Origin of the sequence: Streptomyces dangxiongensis (assembly GCF_003675325.1) — a bacterium.
In the GTDB taxonomy this organism is placed as follows: Bacteria; Actinomycetota; Actinomycetes; order Streptomycetales; family Streptomycetaceae; genus Streptomyces; species Streptomyces dangxiongensis.
In genome coordinates this window covers 7555647-7577483 of record NZ_CP033073.1, presented here as the reverse complement: position 1 = coordinate 7577483, position 21837 = coordinate 7555647, and the positions used below count along the sequence as shown (strand labels likewise).

20 protein-coding genes and 1 pseudogene are annotated in these 21837 nt (G+C 73.6%); 11 read left to right on the top strand and 10 right to left on the bottom strand.

Features of this window, described 5'->3' with window-relative positions; translation table 11 throughout:
* The first annotated feature begins 159 nt into the window (after positions 1–159).
* The gene (locus D9753_RS34125; protein WP_121790512.1) at positions 160–3375 is read left to right on the top strand and encodes a BTAD domain-containing putative transcriptional regulator; all 3216 of its coding nucleotides are present in this window, start codon (positions 160–162) and stop codon (positions 3373–3375) included.
* A 66-nt stretch (positions 3376–3441) separates the two neighbouring features.
* Positions 3442–4857, top strand: a complete 1416-nt coding sequence (locus D9753_RS34120; protein WP_121790511.1) for an FAD-binding oxidoreductase — start codon at positions 3442–3444, stop codon at positions 4855–4857.
* Between the two features lie 83 nt (positions 4858–4940).
* Here D9753_RS34120 and D9753_RS34115 read toward each other — a convergent pair whose 3' ends face one another.
* The 3 genes from D9753_RS34115 to D9753_RS34105 all read right to left on the bottom strand — a co-directional run bounded on the left by D9753_RS34115 (position 4941) and on the right by D9753_RS34105 (position 6973).
* Positions 4941–5402: a DUF6098 family protein gene (locus tag D9753_RS34115; RefSeq protein ID WP_121790510.1), complete on the bottom strand. Its 462-nt coding sequence runs from the start codon at positions 5400–5402 to the stop codon at positions 4941–4943.
* A 29-nt stretch (positions 5403–5431) separates the two neighbouring features.
* Positions 5432–5659, bottom strand: a complete 228-nt coding sequence (locus D9753_RS34110) for a DUF5133 domain-containing protein (RefSeq protein ID WP_121790509.1) — start codon at positions 5657–5659, stop codon at positions 5432–5434.
* 279 nt (positions 5660–5938) lie between these two features.
* Positions 5939–6973: a helix-turn-helix domain-containing protein gene (locus D9753_RS34105; protein WP_121790508.1), complete on the bottom strand. Its 1035-nt coding sequence runs from the start codon at positions 6971–6973 to the stop codon at positions 5939–5941.
* Between the two features lie 107 nt (positions 6974–7080).
* On the opposite strand from D9753_RS34105, the gene D9753_RS34100 reads away from it, so the two are divergent.
* Positions 7081–7977 (top strand): alpha/beta hydrolase, encoded by an 897-nt coding sequence (locus D9753_RS34100; RefSeq protein ID WP_121791439.1) that lies wholly within the window; start codon positions 7081–7083, stop codon positions 7975–7977.
* Positions 7978–8179: 202 nt separating this feature from the next.
* Positions 8180–9283: a serine hydrolase domain-containing protein gene (locus D9753_RS34095; protein WP_240468360.1), complete on the top strand. Its 1104-nt coding sequence runs from the start codon at positions 8180–8182 to the stop codon at positions 9281–9283.
* A 241-nt stretch (positions 9284–9524) separates the two neighbouring features.
* Here the strand turns inward: D9753_RS34095 and D9753_RS34090 are convergent, their stop codons facing one another.
* The 3 genes from D9753_RS34090 to D9753_RS34080 all read right to left on the bottom strand — a co-directional run bounded on the left by D9753_RS34090 (position 9525) and on the right by D9753_RS34080 (position 12471).
* Complete coding sequence (locus D9753_RS34090) at positions 9525–9695, bottom strand: hydrophobic protein (RefSeq protein WP_121790506.1); 171 nt, start codon at positions 9693–9695, stop codon at positions 9525–9527.
* Between the two features lie 202 nt (positions 9696–9897).
* A complete protein-coding gene (locus D9753_RS34085; RefSeq protein ID WP_163010866.1) occupies positions 9898–10221 on the bottom strand; it encodes an STAS domain-containing protein in 324 nt (107 codons plus the stop codon).
* Positions 10222–10425: 204 nt separating this feature from the next.
* A complete protein-coding gene (locus D9753_RS34080) occupies positions 10426–12471 on the bottom strand; it encodes a CASTOR/POLLUX-related putative ion channel (RefSeq protein ID WP_240468359.1) in 2046 nt (681 codons plus the stop codon).
* A 268-nt stretch (positions 12472–12739) separates the two neighbouring features.
* Here D9753_RS34080 and D9753_RS34075 point away from each other — a divergent pair, with 268 nt between their 5' ends.
* From D9753_RS34075 to D9753_RS34060, 4 genes and pseudogenes are all read left to right on the top strand, one after another.
* A complete protein-coding gene (locus D9753_RS34075; protein ID WP_163010865.1) occupies positions 12740–12991 on the top strand; it encodes a hypothetical protein in 252 nt (83 codons plus the stop codon).
* Between the two features lie 61 nt (positions 12992–13052).
* Positions 13053–14246, top strand: a pseudogene (locus D9753_RS34070) (acyl-CoA dehydrogenase family protein).
* Between the two features lie 173 nt (positions 14247–14419).
* A complete protein-coding gene (locus D9753_RS34065; protein ID WP_121790502.1) occupies positions 14420–14698 on the top strand; it encodes a hypothetical protein in 279 nt (92 codons plus the stop codon).
* Complete coding sequence (locus D9753_RS34060; protein WP_121790501.1) at positions 14695–15228, top strand: hypothetical protein; 534 nt, start codon at positions 14695–14697, stop codon at positions 15226–15228. The genes D9753_RS34065 and D9753_RS34060 overlap by 4 nt, the downstream gene beginning before the upstream one ends.
* A gap of 37 nt (positions 15229–15265) precedes the next feature.
* Here D9753_RS34060 and D9753_RS36810 read toward each other — a convergent pair whose 3' ends face one another.
* Positions 15266–15442 carry a hypothetical protein gene (locus tag D9753_RS36810; RefSeq protein ID WP_163010864.1) on the bottom strand — a complete coding sequence of 59 codons (177 nt, stop codon included), beginning with the start codon at positions 15440–15442 and terminating at the stop codon, positions 15266–15268.
* Between the two features lie 152 nt (positions 15443–15594).
* On the bottom strand, positions 15595–16380 hold the full coding sequence (locus D9753_RS34055) for a DUF4097 family beta strand repeat-containing protein (RefSeq protein WP_121790500.1): 786 nt from the start codon (positions 16378–16380) through the stop codon (positions 15595–15597).
* A gap of 178 nt (positions 16381–16558) precedes the next feature.
* Between D9753_RS34055 and D9753_RS34050 the strand changes: the two genes are divergently transcribed.
* Complete coding sequence (locus D9753_RS34050; RefSeq protein WP_121790499.1) at positions 16559–17377, top strand: class I SAM-dependent methyltransferase; 819 nt, start codon at positions 16559–16561, stop codon at positions 17375–17377.
* Between the two features lie 94 nt (positions 17378–17471).
* Here the strand turns inward: D9753_RS34050 and D9753_RS34045 are convergent, their stop codons facing one another.
* Complete coding sequence (locus D9753_RS34045) at positions 17472–18485, bottom strand: LysR family transcriptional regulator (RefSeq protein ID WP_121790498.1); 1014 nt, start codon at positions 18483–18485, stop codon at positions 17472–17474.
* A gap of 181 nt (positions 18486–18666) precedes the next feature.
* On the opposite strand from D9753_RS34045, the gene snpA reads away from it, so the two are divergent.
* Entirely contained in the window at positions 18667–19353 is a 687-nt protein-coding gene (snpA, locus tag D9753_RS34040; RefSeq protein WP_121790497.1) for a snapalysin, read from the top strand.
* 267 nt (positions 19354–19620) lie between these two features.
* Here the strand turns inward: snpA and D9753_RS34035 are convergent, their stop codons facing one another.
* Positions 19621–20049 carry a hypothetical protein gene (locus D9753_RS34035; RefSeq protein ID WP_121790496.1) on the bottom strand — a complete coding sequence of 143 codons (429 nt, stop codon included), beginning with the start codon at positions 20047–20049 and terminating at the stop codon, positions 19621–19623.
* 381 nt (positions 20050–20430) lie between these two features.
* Between D9753_RS34035 and D9753_RS38430 the strand changes: the two genes are divergently transcribed.
* Positions 20431–21708 (top strand): alpha/beta fold hydrolase, encoded by a 1278-nt coding sequence (locus D9753_RS38430; RefSeq protein WP_240468358.1) that lies wholly within the window; start codon positions 20431–20433, stop codon positions 21706–21708.
* Positions 21709–21837 lie beyond the last annotated feature (129 nt).

Here is a 21837-nt window from a genome sequence, read left to right as displayed (position 1 = left end):
TGCCTCCGACGGCCCCGGGAGGTGTCGTGGCCCCGTGATCCGTCAGTCGGGGGCCGCCGGGTCCCGTCGGGCGGCCGGCCCGGTCGCGGTCGCGCCGACGCGGAGGTGCTGCCGGGCCGCCGGCGCCGGGCCGGGGGTAGTCTGCTGGGTGAGGCAGCCATGGCCGGTGACGTGCACATCCGACTCCTGGGCGGTTTCGACGTGACGGTCGGGGACCGCCCTGTCGCCGCCGGGGCGTGGCGCCTGCGCAAGGCGCGGAGCCTGCTGAAGGTGCTGTGTCTGGCGCCGGGACACCGGATGCACCGGGAGCGCCTCTACGACCTGCTGTGGCCGGATCTCGAGCGCCGGGCCGCGGCGAACAACCTGCATCAGGTGCTGTACGCCGCGCGGCGCGCGCTGACCGGTACGGGGGCGGACGGGGACATCGTCGTACTCCGTGACGACCTGGTGCTGCTCGGCCCCGACGGCGGTGTGCGCGTCGACGTCGACGAGTTCGAGGAGGCGGCCCGGCGGGCCTCCCACGACGGGGCCGCCGCGCAGCTCGGGGCCGCGCTCGCCCTGGCCGAGCCCGGACTGCTGCCGGAGGACCGTTACGAGCCGTGGGCGCGCGAGGCCGCCGACGCCCTGGCGGTGCGGTGTGCGGCGATGCGGTGGGCGCTGGCCGAGGCGCTCCGGCGTGAGGGACGTACGGCCGAGTCGATCGAGGGGCTGCGGACGCTGCTCGGTGCGGATCCGCTGCATGAACCCGGCTCCCGGGCGCTGATGACGGCGCTGGCCGCCACCGGACGGCGCCGCGAAGCGCTCGCCGTGTACGAGGGGCTGCGGGACGCGCTGTGCGAGGACGGCGGCGCCGACCCGGACCCGCGAACGCGCCGCCTCTACCGCACCCTGCTGGCCGGCTCCGTCCAGCCGCGGGAGGAGGAGCCGGCCGTGCCGCGGCACAATCTGCCGGCGCAGGCGGGCGCCCTCATCGGCCGGCAGCGTGAGACGGCCGAGGTGGAGGCGCTGCTCGGGCGGTCCAGGCTGCTCACCCTCACCGGGACCGGCGGCTGCGGCAAGACCCGGCTGGCACTGGCGGTGGCCGCCCGGCAGACCGGAGCGTTCCGGGACGGGGTGTGGTTCGTGGACCTCGCCGCGCTGACGGAACCGCATCTCGTGCCCGACGCGATCGCCGCCGTCCTCGGACTGCAGCTTCCCGCGTCCGGGCCGGCCCAGGAGGCCCTGGTCTCCCAGCTTGGCGGCCGGGAGCTGCTGCTGGTCCTCGACAACTGCGAACACCTCGTCGAGGCGTGTGCCGCGGTGGTCTCCGATGTCATGGCCCGCTGTCCGGGGGTCACCGTGCTCGCGACCAGCAGGGAGCTGCTGCGCAGCTACGGGGAACGGACGTTCCGCGTGCCGTCGCTGAGCCTGCCGGACCCGGACCGGCTGCCGTCCGTGGCGGATCTGGGGCGATTCGCCTCCGTGCGGTTGTTCGTGGAGCGGGCCGGCGAGGCCTGCCCGGGCTTCGGGCTGACGGAGGCCAACGCGGCGGCCGTCGCACAGATCTGTTTCCGGCTCGACGGGATACCCCTGGCCCTGGAGCTGGCCGCGGCCCGGGTGCGGGTGCTGGCCCCGGGCCAGATCGTCGAGCGGCTCGACGACGCCGTGTCGCTGCTCGGCCGGGGCAGCCGGCGCGCCGTGACCCGGCAGGAGACCCTGCTCGCGGCCCTGGAATGGAGTCACCGGCTGCTCGACGGGGACGAGCGGTGCCTGCTGCGCCGGCTCGCCGTCTTCACGGGAGGCTTCTCGCTCGCCGCGGCGCAGGAGGTGGGTGCCGAGGGCGCCGGCCGCGAGCGGGTGCTGGACCTGCTGGGCAGGCTGGTCGACAAGTCGCTGGTGGGGGTGGAGACGCGGCAGGACGAGGTGCGCTACCGGCTGCTGGAGACGGTCCGGCAGTACGCGGCCGGGCGGCTGCGCGCGGCCGGTGAGCTGACGGCCGTCGAGGCCCGCCACCGGCGTTTCTACCTGGCGCTCGCCGAGCGGCGGGACAGCGAGTCGGCGACCGGGCTGTCCGGGGCGACGTCGCTGGAGCTGGAGGCCGACTACGGCAATCTGCGCGCCGCCCTGTCGTCGCTGCTGCGCGGCGATCCCCCGGCGGCGCTGCGGCTGGCGGTCGCACTGTGGCTGTTCTGGTCCGAGCGTGGGCGGCTCGCCGAGGGGCGGCGATGGCTGGACGCCGCGCTGGCCGCCGCGCCGGAGCCGAGCCCGCAGCGCGCGAGGGCGTTGATGGGGCAGGGGGTGCTCGCGGTCCGTCTCGGCGACGGATCCCCCCTGGCGGACATCGGTGCGGGGATCGTCCGCGTACACGAGCGGCGGTCGGATCCGGCGGCGCTGGCGTACGCCCGCTACCAGCAGGCCGTGCTGCTGTGGATGCGCGGGTCGTGGGAGCGTGCCCGCGAGGCGCTGGACCGGTCGTGCGAGCTGGCCCGTGAGGTGGGCGAACCCTCGGTTCTCGCCGCCGCCGCGCACGCGGAGGGGGTGTGGGCCGTGTGCCGGGGTGACGGGGCGGGGGCCCGTGCGGCGTGCGAGAGCAGTCTGCGGCTGCTGGCGGCGGTACGGGCGGACACCGGCCCGTTCCTGGTGGTCATGACACCCGGATACGTGAGTGAGGAGGACGCGGCGGGCCAGGTGTCGCTGTACTTCGAGGAGACGGTCCTCGCGGGCAGGGCGGTGGGCGCGGCCCGGGCCCGCGGGTACGTCCTGGCCAACCTGGCCTGGGCGGCCCGTCTGGACCGTGATGCCGACGCCGCCGTGGCGGCGGCCGAGCGCAGCGCCGACTGCTTCCGCGCCCTCGCCGACCCGTACGGGCGGTCCCTGGCCCTGAACGCCCTGGGCAACATCTGCCGGAGCCGGGGCGATCACACCGCCGCCCAGGAGCATCTCGACGCGGCACTGGCGATCAGGCGCACGCTGGGCGACCGCCGGGAGGAGGACATCACCCTGGGCTGCCTCGGCCTGCTGCGCCTGGCGCGCGGTGACACCGAGGGCGCACGGGTGTCCATCGCCGCCGCCCTCGCGCACTTCGAGGAAACCGACGACATCCCGGGCACCACCAACAGCCTGCTGCACCTCGCCCTGGTGGCCAGGGCCGCCGGGGAGACGTCCCGGGCGCGCACCCTGCTCACCCGTGCCCTGCGGTTGGAGCACGTAGCCGGCTCGCCGTGCGCCGCGGGCTGGGTCGCCCTGATGCTGGCCCGGCTGGCGTGGCAGACCGGTGACCGCGACACGGCCCGGGCGTCGGCCGACCGCGCCCGGGAACTCTTCGCCCGCCTGGGTGACGTGCGGGGCACGGCCGTCCTGCGGCGCACCTCGCCCTGGGCGCACAGCGGCTGTTGAGTGGCTGCTAAGCGGCGGTGCCTAGTGTCCCGGGTGTCCAGCAGGCACACATGCACGGAGGCCATCATGTCGGTCGACACGACGAAGGGCGTCCTGGGTGACGCCACCATCGGCGAGCTGGAGGCGGGGCTGCGCGGCACGGTCGTCCGTCCCGGCGACGCCTCCTACGACGAGGCCCGCACGATCTGGAACGCGGCCCACGACAAGCACCCGGCTCTGGTCGTGCGCTGCGCCGGGACCGCGGACGTGCTGCGCGCGGTGGAGTTCGCGCGCAGCCAGGACCTGCTCGTCGCGGTGCGCGGCGGGGCGCACAGCATCGCCGGGTTCTCGACCTGCGACGGCGGCATCGTCATCGACCTGTCGGGCATGCGGGGTGCCGTGGTCGATCCGAGGCGGCGCCGGGCCGTCGCCCAGGCCGGCCTGACCTGGGGCGACCTCGATCACGAGACGCAGGCCTTCGGTCTGGCCGTGACCGGCGGGCTGGTCTCCTCCACCGGCATCGCCGGATTCACCCTCGGCGGCGGGGTGGGCTGGCTGCTGCGCCGCCACGGTCTGGCATCGGACAACCTCACGGCGGCCGAGGTGGTCACCGCCGACGGCCGGGTGGTGCGGGCCGACGAGCGGGAGCACTCCGAGCTGTTCTGGGCCCTGCGGGGCGGCGGCGGCAACTTCGGGGTCGTCACCTCGCTCGAGTACGCGCTGCACCCTGTGGGTCCCCAGGTCCTGGCGGGCCTGATCGTCTACCCCCTCGACCAGGCCAGGCAGGTCGTCACCCGCTGGCGCGAGCTGATCGCGGACATGCCCGACGAGCTGACGACCCTGCTCGATCTGACGACGGCCCCTCCGGTGCCGTTCCTGCCCAGCGAGGTGCACGGCACCCGGGTCGTCGTGCTGGCCGGCATGTACGCGGGCGCTCCCGCGGCCGGTGAGGCGGCCGTCGCCGCGCTGCGCGCGCTGGGGACACCGATCGCCGACGTGCTGGGCCCCATGCCCTACGCGGGCATGCAGTCGCTGCTGGACCCGCTGTGGACGGCCGGCGCGCACAACTACTTCACGTCGGCGTTCATCGAGCCCACCGACGCGGCCGTCGACGCGCTGCTGCGGCAGCATCTGCGGACCCCGACGCCCTCCAGCGAGCTGCATCTGCACCAGCTTGGCGGCGCCTTCGCCCGCGTCCCCGCCGGGGCCACGGCCTTCAGCCAGCGGCGGGCGAGCGTGCTGTGCAACGTCATCGCGCGTGCCCCCGGGGCGGCGGGCTTCGAGGATCACGTCGCGTGGGCCCGCGGCGCCCGGGAGGAGATCGCCGTGCACGGCGGTGGCAGCATGTACGTCAACTTCACGGGCGACGCCGGTGCGGACAAGGTGCGCGCCTCCTACCCCGGGGAGGTCCACGAACGGCTCGTGCGGGTCAAGGACGCCTACGATCCCACGAACCTGTTCCGGCTGAACCAGAACATCCGGCCCTCGGCGGCGGCACGTTGACCCGGCCCTGACCGGCTGTCCCGGGGCGGCATACACCGTCCCGGGCGCCGGGGCCGCTCCCGCGCCCGGCGCGCGCGGTGGGCTCAGAGCGTTCCGTCCGCTCCGTCGCGGTCGAGGGTGCCCCAGCGGCCGGGCTGCTCGGTGATGACGCGGCACGCCTCGGTGATGACGGGGTCGGCGATCCAGCCGAGCGGTTCGACGTCGGTCACCAGGGGCTCGTTGTCGGGGCCGCGGGCCGCTTCGGAGCCGCGCAGGACCCAAGGGCGGGTGCGGGCGTCCTTGACGCGGGGAAGGTGGCAGTAGTCGTACAGCCGGCGGGCGACCCAGACGGTCGGGGGCCGGCTGCCCCACCAGTCCTCGATGTCCAGGGAGCTGACGGACAGACCGGGCAGTCTGATGCCGGTCAGGTCGTCCTTGCTGCTCATGCGCGGCAGGTCGCGTTCCGGGCCGCGCGACCAGCGTACGTAGAGGCCGCGGCGGCCGGTGACGAGCCGGGCCAGCTCATCGAGGCTCGTGAGGGTGGGGAGTTCGGCGGTGGTACTCATGACGCTGGTGGGTCGGGTAGGACGGACGGTCAGGCGGTGAGGAGGGAGTCGTCCTCGGTGCGGGCGCCGGGCAGTTGGTGGCGGGCGGCGACGAGGGCGGTGTCGATGTCTCGGGTGCCGGTCGACACGCACAGCGTGTAGGCGACGTCGTCCATCCGTCGGCGCACCTCGGGGCTGCCCTCTTCGGCGTGCAGGAGGCGCAGCGTCTCGTACTGTTCGATCAGGTTGTTCAGTACCGCGGGGTGTGCCATGAGCATCGAGGGTCTCCTGAGCGCCGTCATCCGCATGGTGTGTACAACGATCCGTGTTCCCCGTGATCCGGCCTCCACTCCCCCGAATCGCGTCCGACGCACCTGAGTCGGGGCAGGGGCGGGTGCGCGAGGGGACGGCGGAACAGCGCGGTGGGGCCGCACGTCCAGGCTTGCGGTCACCGCGTAATTCGCCGGCGGCCCGTCAGGGGTGTGCCACGCGGACCGGCCCGGCCGGTCGTACGCGCGTCAGCCGTACGCGCGTCATCGGGCCCGGCCCGGGGCGGGTCAGTCGTCGAGCAGCGTCCATGTGGCGAGGGCGAGGCGGGCTCGCATCAGGCCGGCGGGCCGGGTGAGTTCGATGCCGAGGGTTCTGCCGAGCTGTTCGAGGCGGCGGGCGACGCTGCTGTGGTGCAGGTGGAGCCGGACGGCGGCGGCGCGGAGGGAACCGGTGGCGCAGTAGGCGTCCAGGGTCTCCAGATCCTGCGGGTCGGCGGCCACCCGGGCGATCGCGGCCACGTCGGTGTTCTCGCGCGCGACGTCCCGGGGCAGCTCGGCCAGCAGGGCCAGCGCGCCCAGGTCGGCGTGGTGGACGACGGGTTCGTGCGGGGTGGTGAAGCGCAGGGCGGTGCGGGCCTGCCGCCAGGACCGGTCGGGGCGTCCGGCGGCGCCGATGCCCGCGCGTACGCCTGCCGGGAGCCGGGCGGGGTCGACGGTGGTGGCCAGGATGACGCCCACGTCGGTGAGCGGTGCCGCCTTCACGAGGCGGGCCGGGCAGACCAGGGCGCTGACCCGGTCGAGCGGGAGCCGGGAGCGCACGGCGATGGCGTGGACCGGCAGTCCGGGGGCGAACCCCAGCAGCCGTAACGCCCTCGCGCCGGCCGCCTCGTCGCTGTCGGAGCTGACCGCCAGTTCGACGAGGGCGGGGTCGGCCATGGTGGTGCGGGCCGGTTCGTACCGCTCGACGGCCGCGGCGGCGGCGATGGCGAGCCGGTCGAGGAGGATGTCGTCGAGGGGGTTGGACGGCCCGGGGCGTTCCAGCCAGACCGTGCCGATCTCCTCCTCGTCGAGGGTGATCGGCGCCGTGCTGGACGCGCGTGACGGCGGCCCGGACGCCTCCGTGCCCAGCGGCGAGGCGCGGACCACGCGTCCGGCGCCGTGGAGCCGGAGCCCGACGACGCACTCGGCCAGGCCCGACGAGGCCCGGGCCAGCGCGGGGAGATCCACCCGCCGGCGCATCAGTGTGTCGTAGAACGCGACGATGCGGATCGCGCCGTCGACGTACGGATCCAGTCCCGACAGCCGTACGGCCAGTGCCTCCATGACAGAAGGATAGGAGGACTGGGGCGCGCCGATCGGTGCGTGTCCGGCGGGGGACGCGCGACGGATGTCGGCTGCCCCCTCGGGTGACGGCCGTGAGGATGGTCGTCATGGACCCCGAACTCGAGCCCTTCGTCCCGCTGTTCCCCGACGCCGACCTGGCGGACCCGGTCACCGCGCGGGCGCGCTTCGCCGAGCTGGCCGCCTCGGTGCCCGCACCGGACACCGAGGAGCTGGAGCTCGAGGACCGCACGGTGCCGGCCGATCCGGACGTGCGGGTGCGGATCTACCGCCCGCTGGGGGCCCGGGGTGCGATCGTCTGGCTGCACGGCGGCGCGTTCACCCTGGGCGGCCTGGACACCGAACACCCGTGGGCCGGCCGGATCGCGGCGAACTCCGGCGCGACGGTGGTCTCGGTCGCCTACCGGCTGGCCCCCGAACACCGATTCCCCGCCGCCCTGGACGACGCCTGCGCCGTACTGCGGTGGGTGGCCGCGAACGCGGCCGGGCTCGGGATCGACCCGGAGCGGATCGCGGTCGGCGGGCACAGCGCCGGCGGCGGACTCGCGGCCGCGGTGGCGCTGCGCATCCGGGACGAGCGGGGACCGGCGATCCGCTTCCAGTTGCTCAACCAGCCGCAGCTCGACGACCGGCAGGAGACGTGGTCGCAGCGGAACTTCGTCGACACACCCTGGGCGGACCGCGGCAAGGCCACCGCGTCGTGGCGGCACTACCTCGGTGACCGGCCCGCGACCGCGTACGCCGCGCCCGCACGGGCCACCGACCTGTCCGGCCTGCCGCCGGCGTACATCGCCACCGCGGAGCTGTGTCCGAACCGCGACGAGGACATCGACTACGCGCTGCGGCTGCTCCGGGCGGGCGTGTCGGTCGAACTGCACCAGTGGCCCGGCACGTTCCACGGCTCGCAGGCGATTCTGTCCGCCGAGGTCTCCCAGCGGCAGAACGCCGAACTCGGCGCCGCGCTGTACCGCGCGCTGGCCGGCTGAACCGCGGACACGAACGACCCCGGGGGGAGTCCCCGGGGCACTTCCCGAACGGAAAAGGACGGATGTCTCGATGATCCGAGTGCTGACAGGTGCAAGCGTGAGCGTGCCGGGTGTCTGCGTGGGCACGGCGCCGGCGTTCCCCGCGCCCGAGGGGCCGGCAGTTCCGTCGGCCGGCTTCGAGCCCGCGCGGTTGAGGTCCGCCATGGACGCTGTCCATGAGGCGGGGGTGCCGGGGGTGTTCGGCGAGGTCCGCGACGCCGGCCGGACGTGGCGCGGCGCCTCCGGGGTCGCCGACGTCACCAGCGGCCGTCCCGTCGAGTCCGGCATGCGCCAGCGCGTCGGCAGCATCACGAAGTCCTTCACCGCTGCCGGGGTCATGCTGCAGGTCGAGCAGGGCCGCATCGGGCTCGACGCGCCGATCGGCGATCTCCTGCCGGAACTGGTGCCGGGAGAGCGCGGCCGGAGGGTCACGGTGCGGATGCTGCTCAACCACACCAGCGGCATCAGCGACTACCTCCCCTACGCGTTCCCCTCCCTGCGCGGTCTGCCCTCCGGGCCGGACACCTCGCCCGAGAGCCTGGACGACAACCGGTTCAGGCGGTTCCGGCCCGCCGAGCTGATCGAGATGGGGCTCACGGCACCGCCCGCCGGAGAACCCGGAGGCCCCACCGGGGTGTACTCCAACACCAACTACCTGCTGCTCGGCCGGCTGTTGGAGCACGTGACCGGCACCTCGGCCGAGGAGTGCGTCACCCGGGACGTCATCGAGCCCGCCGGGCTGCGGCACACCGGGTTCCCGACGGGGCCGCACGTCAGGGGGCCGCACCCGCGGCTGTACGAGGTTCTGTACGGCCTGATCGACCCGCCGCGCGACTACAGCGTCTACGACATGTCCTGGGTGGGGCCGTCGGCGGCCCTGGTGTCGGTCATGGAGGACCTGAACCGCTTCTACGGCAAGCTGCTCGCCGGCGAGATCGTCAGCCGGTCCTCGCTGGAGCAGATGCAGCGCACGGTCCCGGTGCGCGCCCTCGACGGATCGATGATCGACTACGGCCTCGGTCTGCAGAAGGTCACCGCTCCGGGCGGCGGCATCTTCTGGGGGCACGAGGGGTCGGTCTGGGGGGCCGGAACCACCTCGCTGACCCGGGCCGACGGTGGGCGCCAGATGTCCGTCACCGTCAACCTCGCGCGCTGGAACGAGCCGGACTCCTCGGGAAGGCCGCAGCCTCATCCGATCGACGGTGCCCTGTCGTCGCTGTTCCGCCTGGCGATGGGCGGCGACCAGGACGCCTCCGCACCGGCGTGAGGGTGCGCCGGCCCCCGCAGTATTAGGAGGTGCAGGTTCCACTGCGGATGCTGCGGAGACCGACGCTCTGCTCGCATACCCCCGGATGCGCCCGATACGCCCGTTCTCTCCCTACCCTCCTTCGCGAAGTCGCCCCGCACGAGTGGGGTCGCGCAACACGAGTGGGGCCCGGCCGTCCCCGGCCGGGCCCCACTCGCTCCACTCACCCCACGCGGTACGTCCGCGCGCCGGCAGCCGTCGGCTACCAGCGATACCAGCGGCCCTTACGGCCGCCGCTGTCCGCGGACCGGACGACGAAGCCCAGCACCCACACGATCAGCACGATCACCGCGATCCACCACAGCGCCTTCAGCGCGAAACCCGCGCCGAAGAGGATCAGAGCCAGAAGAAGAACCAGAAGCAGGGGAACCATTGTTATCAACCTCCTGGCCACCTAGTGCCCTTACTTCACCCCTACAAGCCCGCAAATCACGCGTTTCTTTGCGACGGTACGGGGCATCCGCTGAGGTTCGCGGTTCCTGCGGCCGTCCGCCGGATCCCGCCGTACTGCTCGGCACGACACTCCCCCGGGGTGAGCGCGCCGGGCGGCGGGTGTCGCAGCGACGGTGCGGATGTCAGACGGACGGGGCCTTGCCGGGCGTGAGGCTCATGACGGTGTCGAGCCCGAGGATGGTGAACATACGGAGCAGACCGTCATCGAGTCCGGTGATGCCGAGGGAGCCGCCGACGGCGTCCAGCCGCTGGTACCAGCTCACCAGGGCGCTGACCCCGGTGGAGTCCATGTGCAGCGTGCGGGAGGCGTCCAGAACCAGGTGACGGCACCCCGCGTCGATCAGGCCGCCGACCGCCGTCCGAAGCGAGGACGCCGTGTACAGATCCACGTCCTCGGGCAGTTCCGCCCTCGTCCGGTCGCCCTGACTCTCGATGATGTGCAGCAACGTCCCACCTCCCCGTCCCGTGCGGTGCCCGCTGTCGGGTATCCAGGCTACCGGGCGGACATCCGGCCGACTTGTCACACCGCGCGGCCCGGGTGGCCCGTGAACCGGAAGTAGAGCGTCCGCCGGGCCGGGGGCGGGGCCGGACTCCGGGGCTCCACCGGGGCGGGGCCGAGGCGTCCGCCGGGCATCCCGGGGCCCGGCGCGTCACTGCCGTGCCGGGGGACGGCCCGTGGGCGGGTCCTCTTCCGGGCCGCGGTCCGAGGGCAGGGCGTCCGCTTCCGGAGGGCGTCTCATCCGGGGCAGGGCGTCCGGCTCGGCGCCGCCGGCGTCGGTCTCGGCGTCGGTCTCGGCGTCGGACGCGCGGGGTGCCGCGGAGAGGACGACGACCTCGTCCTCGGCCGCCCACACCCGCCGCTCGGACTTGCCGGGGGCGAGCCGGATGCCGTCGTGGCGGTGCGCGGTGCGCGGAAGGTGCGCGCGGTAGCCGATGGCGCACTCACCACGCCGCAGCGAGGCCGCCACCACCGTCGCGAAGGTGGCCTCACGGCCGGGCCGCACGTACAACCCGGCCGGGCGCAGGCCGAGTCCGCCGCCCCGGGCGGAGAACACCTCCTCGAACACCGTGGCGAGCGTGGGCTTCAGTGAGATCTGGGCCATCAGCAGAGCGGTCAGCTCGCCTCGGACCACCGCGTCGGACGCCGGGCCCAGCGGGGCCAGGGCCCTGCTGCGGTGATCGCACAGCTCGGCCACCACCGGCAGCGCGCGCCCCGCCTCCTCCTCCTGTGCGCGCAGCATCAGCAGGGTCAGCAGGGCCCGGTCGTCGGGCCGCCCGGAGCCGGCGTCGGCGTCCGGCCCCAGCACGATGACGCTGTCGTAGCCGAACAGGTCCAGGGCGCGCAGCGTCTCGGGACGGGCGAGGTCGCCGACGTGGTGGGTGACGCCCGGCCATCCGGTGCCCGCGAGGCCCTCGACGTGCCCCGGTACGAGCCCGTCGTCCGGGTCGGTGACCACGTCGAGGACGGCTCCCGGCCGGGCGGTCCGGCGCAGGATGTCCGCGATGAGGGGCGCCCGGCGGTTCCAGCCGAGCAGCAGTACCCGTGCGGGGTTCTGGGGCCCCGGACCGGGCGGGGCCATGGCAGTCTGGTCGATGTGCGCACGGGAGTCGGCCGGCGCGGGCGCCGTGTCGTCGTGGGCGACGACGACCAGTCGGTCCCCGGCCCCGAGGACGGTCTCCGGCCCCGGGGCGAGCAGGGCACTGCCGTCGGCCCGCATGATCCCGACCAGACAGGCGGACTCCAAGCGCAGCGCGGTCTCCGCGAAGGCCGGCCCCGCAGGCCCGGGCGCCTCGATCACGTGGAACTCGGCGCCGGCCACGTCGAGGAGGTCGTGCAGCACGGCCGGCAGGCCGGGGCGCCAGGCCGACTGCACCAGCAGCCGCGCCGTCGTCGTGTCCGTCTCCAGTACGACGCCTCGCGGTCCGGCCGCCAGCCGCGCGGCCGGCAGGTAGCGGCCGTCCCGTACGGCGGCGACGACCGCCGGCCCGGTCTCCGTAGCCGTCAGCGACCGCAGCGCCAGCAGGACCCGTACCACCTCCAGGTCGGCGTCGGTGTCCTCGGCCGGCAGCACCAGTACGGATTCGGCCACGGCGGGGGCCACCAGGGCCAGCGCCCCGGGTGCCGTCAGCGCTCCGGTGCGGCAGACCAGCCGGGCTCCGCCCGCTGCCGGCACGGCGGCGAGCGCCTTCTCCATCTCGGCCGTGTCCCGGTCGGCGAACACCGCCACGATGCCGCGCCCTCGGCCGCCCCGCGCCGCCGTCAGCTCGGCGACCACCGTGAACACGTGCTCCGACCAGCCGAGCACCACCACGTGATCGCGCTCCAGCACGGTCGAGCGTCCCCGCCGCAGCTCGGCCAGCCGGTCCCCGAGCCCGGTGGTGATCACCCCTGTCAGCGTCGACACGCACAGCAGGGCGATCAGTCCCAGCAGCACGGAGAGCAGCATGCGCAGCGGTGTGCCGGTCGCCACCCCGAGGCGCAGGGTCTCCGCGCTGGTGCGCCACACGGCCGCGAGCCGGCCGGACAGGGAACGCGGCGCGCTCGGGTCCATCCACACCAGCAGGATGCTGACGGGCACGACGACCACGAGGCAGCCCAGGGCGAGCCAGCCGAGCAGCGTCCCCGTGCTGCGGGCCAGCCTCGTGTCGAAGAGATAGCGCGCCCGGTCCCGTAACGAAGCGTGCCGCCGCCTCACAAGCGCCCCCTGACGTCCACGGTCCTCGGAGTGACAGCGTGCTGGTGCGGCGCTCCCGACACGCCGTGCCACTGGGCTGTTCATCCTTTCGGGAGCGTCCTCCCGGCTCGCCGGCCGACGGTCCGCACCACCCGCGAGGCCGTCGAGAACCCCGCCCGCAGGCCGACTTGGCGCGGTCCGGCCTTCAAGGGACGGTTTCGTGTGTGGTGAAGTCGTGTCGGGTGGGTACCGGCAGGACGAGGCGACGCGACTCCCCGGAGGGGTGACGATGGGTTCGGTAGGTCAGCTACGGCAGTTGAGGGCCGTGTACGCAGGCGGTGTGGCGGCCTGGTCCTTGTGTCTGCTGTGGGAGATGGTCCGGGACGACGGGTCGGCGCGGCAGACGGTGGTGCTGCTGGCACTGCTCGCCGTCTTCCTCGTCGCCCTGCTGTGGTCGACCTGGCGCCTCTGGGAGGCCGGGACGCACCGCCCCGGCCGCCGGACGGAGGTCATGGTGGCCACACCCGCCGACCAGGTCTGACGCGCGGAGGGCGCTCCGCCGGCCCGGGCATCGCCCGGCGCAATCGTGGAAGAAGGGCCCCATGACTTCACTCACGGAACAGCAGAACGCCGCCGACCTCTACGACTTCGAGAGCGCCCTGACGGAGCAGGAACGCTAGGTCCTCCTCCGCACCAGGGCGTTCATGCGGGACGAGGTCGGGCCCCTGGTCGCCGAGCACTGGGCCGAGGGCACCTTCCCCGAGTAGCTGATCAGTCGTTTCCGTGAGAGCGGGCTGGTCGGGCTGGCGTACGAGGGGTACGGCGATCACGGCCCCGCCGCCAGCCATCTGCTGACGGGGATGATGGCGATGGAGATGAGCCGCGTCGACGCGTCGGTCGCCACCTTCTTCGGCGTCCACAGCGGACTGGCGATGTGCGCGATCCACCTGGGCGGCGACCAGGCCCAGCGTGACCGCTGGCTGCCGGGCATGGCGAGGATGGACACCATCGGGGCGTTCGCGCTCACGGAGCCGCTCGACGGTTCGGACATCGCGGCCGGCATGCGCACCACCGCCCGTCGCGACGGTGACACATGGGTTCTCAACGGTGCCAAACGCTGGACCGGCAACGCGACGTTCGCCGACCACGTCGTCGTCTGGGCCCGGGACGTCGCCGACGACCAGGTCAAGGGCTTCGTCGTCGACAAGGGCACCGAGGGCTTCACGGCGGAGAAGATCGCCCACAAGACGTCGTTGCGCACCGTCGAGAACGCGGACATCACCCTCACCGACGTCCGGGTGGCGGAGGCCGACCGGTTGCAGAACGTGTCCTCCTTCCGGGAGGTCGCCGAGATCCTGCGGGCCACGCGCAGCGGCGTCGCCTGGCAGGCGCTCGGCGTCATGATCGGAGCGTATGAACTGGCCCTGCGCTACGCCACGGAGAGGCAGCAGTTCGGCCGGCCTCTCGCGGGCTTCCAGCTCGTGCAGGACCTGTTGGTGAAGAGCCTGGGGGACATCACGTCGTGCTGGGGGATGCTGTCGCAGCTCGCCCGGTTGCAGGATGCCGGGGTGTTCCGGGACGAGCACTCGGCACTGGCCAAGGCGCACGTCACCGGCCGTATGCGCGAGGTCGTGGCGTGGGCGCGGGAGATCTTCGGGGGCAACGGCATCGTCCTGTACTACGACGTCGCACGCTTCTTCGCGGACGCGGAGGCCATCTACTCCTTCGAGGGCACCCGGGAGATGAACACGCTGATCGTCGGCAAGGCGATCACCGGGGAGAGCGCCTTCGTCTGACGGGCCCGGGTACGGCGCCGGCCTCCGCGAGCGCGCGCCCCGGACGGCCGGCACCGGACAGCCTCCACCGACCCGGAACGTCAACTTCCTCCTATTGCAAGGAATTTGACCAGCCTGCCGGGGCGGACGCGGGGTACGCGCACAGCCCGGACAACGATGGAAGGAGGAGGCCCGTGGTGTCACGGAAAGCCTTTCAGGCCCCCGCGGTCGGGGACCTCGGACCCGGGACGAGACAACGCGAACAGCTCCGTGCCCGCCTCTCGGACATCGCCTGGACCTGCCTGTGCGTGGTGCTGGCGGTGTGGGCGGTACTGGAATCGGTCGGCTCGCTGCACGGATCGGCACGGTGGGCCTACTCCGGCGCGGCGTGGGCCCTGCCGGCCCTGGCGCTCGTCCTGCGCGTGTCGGCCGTGCGGCGCCGGACGCGGTCCTTCCCCGGGGACCGGCGATGAACCGCGTCCGTCTGCTCCTCGCCCGGCACCTGTGGTTGCAACTGACGCTGTCCCTGCTCGTGGCCGTGGCGCTGATCGTGGTGCTCTTCCCCGGGCGACCGGTGCTGTCGGTGCTGCTCCGTACGGCGTTCACCTCCGTCGGGGCGATCGCCGTGGTGCTCACCCGGCGGCGCAAGGAGAGGCGCGCCGCCGGCGGCTCGGCGGACGCGGTCGTGGCACTGGACGCCAAGCTGCGCCGGGGCGAGGTGCCGTCGGCCCCCGAGGAGCGCGGGGCCATGCGCGAACTCGTGGCACAGCGCCTGCACCGCATGCGTCACCGCGTGCCGGCCCTGATCTGCCTGGCAGTGCTCTTCACCGCCGTCACGCTGTTGATGGTGTTCACCGGCACGGTCCGCCAGGCGGTCGGGTTCGCGGTGCTCACCGTGGTCTTCGTCGGCTGGATCATCTACCACGGCAACCGCCGGCACGAGCGCCTGCGCACGATGGACGCCGCGCTGAAGGCCGGAGAGCCGGCCCGGGCACCCCGGTAGCGAACACCGCCGGGGTGCCGGGCACTTCTCGTGCCGCTCAGTGTCTGCGGCCCCGGGCCGTCCAGCCGCTGCCCACCCCCGCGAGGTGCAGGGCGAGCACGGTCAGCCCGAGGAGCATGATGTTCGTCGAGGTGAAGGTGTCGTTGGTCGAGATGTCAGCCGCGTTGATCAGGAACGCGATGAAGAACAGGACCGCCGAGACGATGGCCAACATGATGCTGATCCCTTCGAAGCCGGGTGGTGACGCACTCAGTGCACTGCGGATGCCCCTGACCGGACCGGCCACACCCTGACGTCCCGTACGGGGCGGCGGACGTCGTTCGTCCGCCGCCACGACGGGAGAAGGACGGGACGGTCGAGGGCGGTTCAGTCGCGGCGCGCGTCGACGTCGCCGTTGACCGTGGTCAGCTTCATGGCGGGACCGTGGCCGGCCTTCCGCGCGGGAACGTCCACGGTGGCGCGGCCGTTGGCCGTGGCGGCGGTGACCCGGTAGGCGGGGCTGTCGTGCGGAACGGTCACGCCGACCGAGCCGTTGGTGGTCCTCGCGGTGACGGCCGTGGGCGCGGTGCCGCACGCCAGGATCACGTCCCCGTTGGTGGTCACGGCCGTCAGCCGGCGTGCGTCGAGAGCGACTGCGCGCACCGAGCCGTTGCGGGTGGCCAGCCGGGTCACGTCCCCGCTCCGGCCGGAACGGGTCACCGTGACATCGCCGTTGACCGTCGTCAGGTCCAGGCCGGCCGGGACTCCCACGGCGTCGATGCCGGCGTTGCGGGCGCTCACCGTGACGCTGACGCCGTCGGGGACGTCCACCTCGGGCATGCGGGGGCATGGGGCGTCGTCCCGGCCGCGGTCCGCGTCGTCCCGGCGCCCGCAGGACAGGTCCAGGACCCAGGTCCCGGCATGGTGGGACCAGTGGCGGTCGGCCTGGTCGACGTGGCCGTCCACCGTGACCCGGTGGCCGTCGGCCGGACGTAACCTCAGCCCGTTGTCGCTGGTGACGACAAGGGTGTCGCCCAGCGCGCCGGGCGCCGGTCCTGCCGCCGCCGTCCCACCGCCGGATCCCTGGTGTGCGCCGCCGCACGCCACGGCCAGGGGCAGCAGCGCCAGGACCGCGGTGAGACGGGGCAGGCATCTTCTCTCGGTCACCTTCATGCGCCTTCGGGTGCCCCGGCACGACCCCACCACCCGCCCGCCGCTCGGCCATTCGGATGGGACCGGGGTGCCGTGGGCCGCGATCCGGCGGAACTTCGGATGTGCGCGTCCATGGTGGGACGACGTTCCCTTCCCAGTACCGAGGGACGCCACGGCCACCGGCGCGGGAGGTCCCATCATGAACACACCGCCGCCTTCGGGAGGGGCCACCGCCGGGGACGGCCACTACGGCGAGGACCTGTTCGAACCGGACCGCCCCGGGGAGACCGCGCGGATCGACGCGGCAGCACTGGTCTACGACCCCGTGACCACACGGCGCCTGCGGGCTCTCGGCGCCGGACCGGGCAGCCGCTGCCTCGAAGTGGGCGCCGGCACGGGGACCGTGGCGCGCTGGCTGCTGGAGGAGGCGGGTGTCGACGAGGTGGTCGCCCTGGACCGGGACACCGGCCGGCTGGACGTCCGCGCGGACCCCAGGCTGCGGGTGGTCACCGGAGATCTCACCGACGAGAGCCTGCGTCCGGGCAGCTTCGACCTCATCCACGCCAGGTTCGTCCTCATGCACCTGCCTCAGCGCCGCCGGCTCGTCACACGGCTCGTGCGATGGCTCGCTCCCGGAGGCCGGCTGCTGCTGGGCGACGCCCTGGAGGTGCCGAACGCCCTGGACACGTCCTCCGCCTACCGTCGCACCATGGACGCGCTGTGGCAGGCACTGCGGACGACGATCGGCACCGACACCTCCTCCGTCCCGGCGTACCCGCACATCCTGAAGGAGGAGGGTCTCCAGCACGTCGCCGCGGAACTGTTCATCCCGCCGCTGGTCGCGGGCGGCCCACTGGCCCGGTTCTGGTCCGAGACATGGAGCCGGATGCGCCCCGCGCTGGAGGAGACCGGCCTGGTGGACGCCGCGGTCATCGACGAGGCACTCGCCTACCTGGCCTCGCCCGGGCTCGCCGAGCTGGGCCCCGGCATGGTCATGGCCTGGGGACAGCGGACCTGACAGTGCGTCAATACCGCCCACGGCGGGTCGGGGTGTGCCGGCCGGGCCCGGCGGTCCCGTCCGATGGGACGCCGACCGGCGCCGGCCCCAGCCCTCACCGCGAGCGCAGGTCGGCCGCCACCGGCCACCGCGCCGGCACCGGTGAACCGTGGCCGTTCCGGCAGGCGTCCGGGCCGGGTGGGTGCGCGCGCTGTAACCACTTCCGGTAGGCCGGTGCCTCCTGGGCCACCGCCCAGTAGGCCGTCTCCAACTCCGGGTAGACGTCGTCCAGGTCGTCCTCCGTGCGGGCCGCGAGCAGCAGACGTACCCCTATCGGGTCGCCCTCCAGGGGGCGGATGGCGAGATCGGTGCGGACAGGGGCGGTCGGCTGGCTGACCGTGACCACCTCGCCGATGGCGGCCAGCGAGTAGGCGGTGAGGTAGTCGCCGTGCAGGATGTCGGAGTTGAGGCCCGCGGCCCGCAGCACCCGGCACAGTGCGTCCCACTCGCCGTCGACCGTGGAGTCGATCATCCAGCGGTCGCCGGACAGGTCGGCCAGGCTCACCTCCGCCCGCGCCGCCGCCGGATGGTCCGCGGCGAGTGTGACGAACTGCGGTTCGCGTTCGACCAGCACGCGCAGACGCAGGCCGGGCGGAACGCGCAGCGGACTGCCCTCGACCTCGTGCACGAACGCCATGTCGAGCCGGCCGGCGGCGACCATGCCGAGCAGGGCATTGGCGGAGGCGTTCATCTCCAGCGTCGGTTCGACGCGCGGAACCCGGGCCCGTAGCAGGCGCAGCCAGCCCGGGATGGCCCGGCTCGCCGTGGCACCGATACGCAGCCGGCACCCCCCGGCGGCACGAGCGGCGGCCGCCCGGGTCTCCGTGACCAGCGCCGCGAACTCCGCCACCAGCGGCCTGGCCCGGCTCAGCACCACCAGCCCCAGCGGGGTCGGCCGGCAGCCGGTCCGGGTCCGCACGAAGAGCTGCGCACCGAGCGCGCGCTCGATGCGTGCCAGTTGAGTACTCAACGTGGGCTGCGCAAGGCCCAGTTGCCGTGCCGCTTTGTGCAGACTGCCGGTGTCGGCGATGGCGCAGAGAACGCGCAGATGCCTCACCTCGAGCTCCATGGGGGGAGCGTAAGGGGGCGCGCGGCACCGCACCAGATGTTCAAGTTCCAACGAAAGTGGACGAGTCGGCCGCCGATAGCCCCGTGCAATCCCCGATTGCCATCATCCGCCGTCCCGTTGGCCTGCCGGAGACTCACTGGCAACCGATCGTTCAACCCCACAGGACGAGTAGGAGCCCCCCATGACGTCGTTCCGCACCAGCACCGGGCCGAAGAACAGACGACTGCTGGCCCTCGCGCTCGGTGTCGGTCTGGCCTCCGCCGCGCTCGGCACCGCGAGCCCGGCGAGCGCCCGGAGCACCGCCACGATACCGGCCCACTCCGCCACCGCCGGCTACGTCGGCTCGAGCGAGAAGACCGGCAACAAGGCGTTCTTCGACGCCGTACTGAAGTCGGTCGCCAAGCGGCAGGCCGCCCAGCCCACCCTCAAGGTGGTGACCGTCTACTACAACACCGCCCAGGCGCCGAGCTTCCGCTCCCAGATATCGAGCGCCGCCTCCATCTGGAACAGCTCCGTGTCCAACGTCAAGCTCCAGGCGACGACGGGCAGCGCCGACTTCTCCTACTACGAGGGCAACGACTCGCGCGGGTCGTACGCCTCCACCGACGGCCACGGCAGCGGCTACATCTTCCTGGACTACACGCAGAACCGGCAGTACGACTCGATCCGGGTGGCGGCCCACGAGACCGGTCACGTGCTGGGGCTGCCGGACCACTACAGCGGCCCGTGCAGCGAGCTGATGTCGGGCGGCGGCCCCGGCACGTCCTGCACCAACCGGTACCCGAACAGCACCGAGCGCGCCCGTGTCAACCAACTGTGGGCCAACGGCCTCACCAAGGCCCTCGCCCAGGTGGCGAAGACCGGCTGACCCGGTGAGCGAGCGGGCCGGCCTCCCCCACGGGCCGGCCCGCCACGGCGGTGCGGACCACGGCGTCGATCCGCGGTCCGTGCCGCCGCCGTGCACGACGGCAGGGGCCCGGCCTTCGTTCAGTGAGATGCTCAGCACCTCGTTCAGTGAAGACCGGGCCCCTGCGTCGAGAAGTGTGCGCCTGGCGCGGCCGGCCCCGCCGGCCCCGCCCGCACGTCCGCGGCACGGCTTCACGCGGGGCGTGTGCCCGCGTGCGCCGGCCATGTGTCAGAAACGGCCCTGGGTGAGGCGCGTGAGCGGCCCGTGGGTCTGGCGCTCGGCCCGGCGGCCCATCGCGTACGACGCCACGGTCATCGCGGTCAGGCCCGCGCTGACACCGGCGGCGACCAGCTTGCGGTGGGCGACCACCGTCCAGGCCGTCTTGGCGGTGGACGCGACCTGGCCGGACGCCGTGACCAGCGCCTGACGGCCGGTCTCGACGCCGCGGGCCGCGGTGCGGACGGCGCCGCTCGTCACCTCCGCCGTCCGCTCGGTACCGGCCTTCACGGCCGACGTCGCGCCGTCGGAGGCCGCCACGGCCTTCTTCGCCGCGCGACCGGCCGGCGCCGTCGCCTTGTCCGCCGTCCGCCGGGCCTTCGAGGCGGTCTGCCGCTCCTGATCGGACTTTCGACTCGTCCCGCTGTTCGATTCAGTCATGGGCTTCGCGTTGCCCGCCACCGCACGGGCAAACGTACCGGTGCGCACCCAAGAGCCGCGCCGGCGGCGGGAGTAGGGCACGACCGGCGGCTTCGACCCGCGGAACCGACGGTGCCCGGTTCGGGTTGATCATGACCGCTGGTAACGGTTCACCGTGTTGGCGACCGCGCGCTCCGGCGCGCACGCAACACCCGTGAGCGCGTTCCGCATGTACCTCGGGGTGGTCAGCGGGTCCCTGCAACCTCAGGGGATCTCCGCGAGGCTGTGGGCCGCACCCGACGAGTCGGCCGCGATCGGCAGCCGCAGGCGCCCCCAGTCGCCGCCGCGCTCGCACGGCCCGCACGGCCCGCACGGCCCGCACGGCCGGAGGATCTGGAACCGGTGGTCCTCGGCCGGGGGCCGGAGTTCGCCGCCGCCCCGGGGCGGCTGGCCCGCTCCGGGGACGCCGACGTCTCCCCGGTGCTCGTCCAGTCGATCACCGATCCCGACGACCCGCAGCACAAGGGCGTCTTCCTCGGGGCGGACCTGCTGGCCTGGCTCGCCAGGGCCGGGGCGTCGCTGGACATCGACCAGTACGTGTACCACGACTGCGGCGACGACGAGGACGGTTCCCAGGCACCGGAAAGGGCGGCCGAGCGGCGGCGCGGGGACGACTCGCCGCCGCTCAGCCGCCGGTTTCGGAGACCGGGCGGCGCAGTGTCACCGGCCGGTCGCCGTCAAGAGGGCGGCACGCTGTCTTCGGCCGGTCGGCGTCAAGTCCCGAGTTCCCGGAACATGACGCCCCTGTACGGTCCCGGGCTCACTGGAGGTGATCCGTCACCCGCCCGGCCCCGACGCCTGAGCGGGATCCACCCGGCGTCGACAGCGACAGGCAAGACCATGATCCACGATGGCCACTCCGACCACGCACGCCCCCGGCCCACGGGGCACACCGCCCGTATCACCCTGGTCGTCGCCTCGGCCGCGACGCTCTGCGCCGGTGTCCTGCTCCCGGCGACCGCCGTGCCCACGCTCCCGGGGCACGCCACGGCGACACCCACCGCGGCCCCGCCGGCCGCGCAGCCGGGCGCACCCTTGCCCGCCTCGCTCACAGGGCAGAGACCCGCCTGGCGGAGCTGCCGGGCTCCCACCGCCCTCCAGGCCTCGGACGCCGAGGCGCCGAAAGCGCTGCCGGACGGCACATCCTGGGAGTGCGCCGCCCTGAAGGTCCCCCTCGACTACGCGGACCCGGGCGGCGACACGATCACCCTGGCGCTGATCCGCGCGAGAGCCCGCCCCGGGCACGGACAGCGGCGCATCGGCTCGCTCGTGTTCAACTTCGGCGGCCCCGGCGCTTCCGGCGTCGCCGGTCTCCCCCAGCTCTCGGGGCAGTACGCGGCCCTGCACACCCGCTACGACCTGGTCAGTCTCGACCCGCGCGGCGTCGGTGCCAGCGCGCCCGTGCGCTGCCTGGACGACAAGGACACCGAAACCCTCGACCAGTCCGACGGCACCCCGAAGAACGACAAGGAAGCCCAGGCGCTCCTCGCGCTGTCGGACAAGTACCTGCCGGACTGCCTGCGGCACTCCGGGAAGGTCCTCGCGCACGTCGGCACGGTCGACGCCGCCCGGGACCTGGACCTGCTCCGCCAGGTCCTCGGCGACGACAGGCTCAACTAACCGACTCGACGCGCGGCCACTGCCCACCGGCGACGGCCGCAGGCTCACCCGTGGTCTGGCCCTCACGGGCATCACCGCGGCGCTGTACTCCAAGGACTCCTGGCCCTACCTGACACAGGCCCTGCGGGA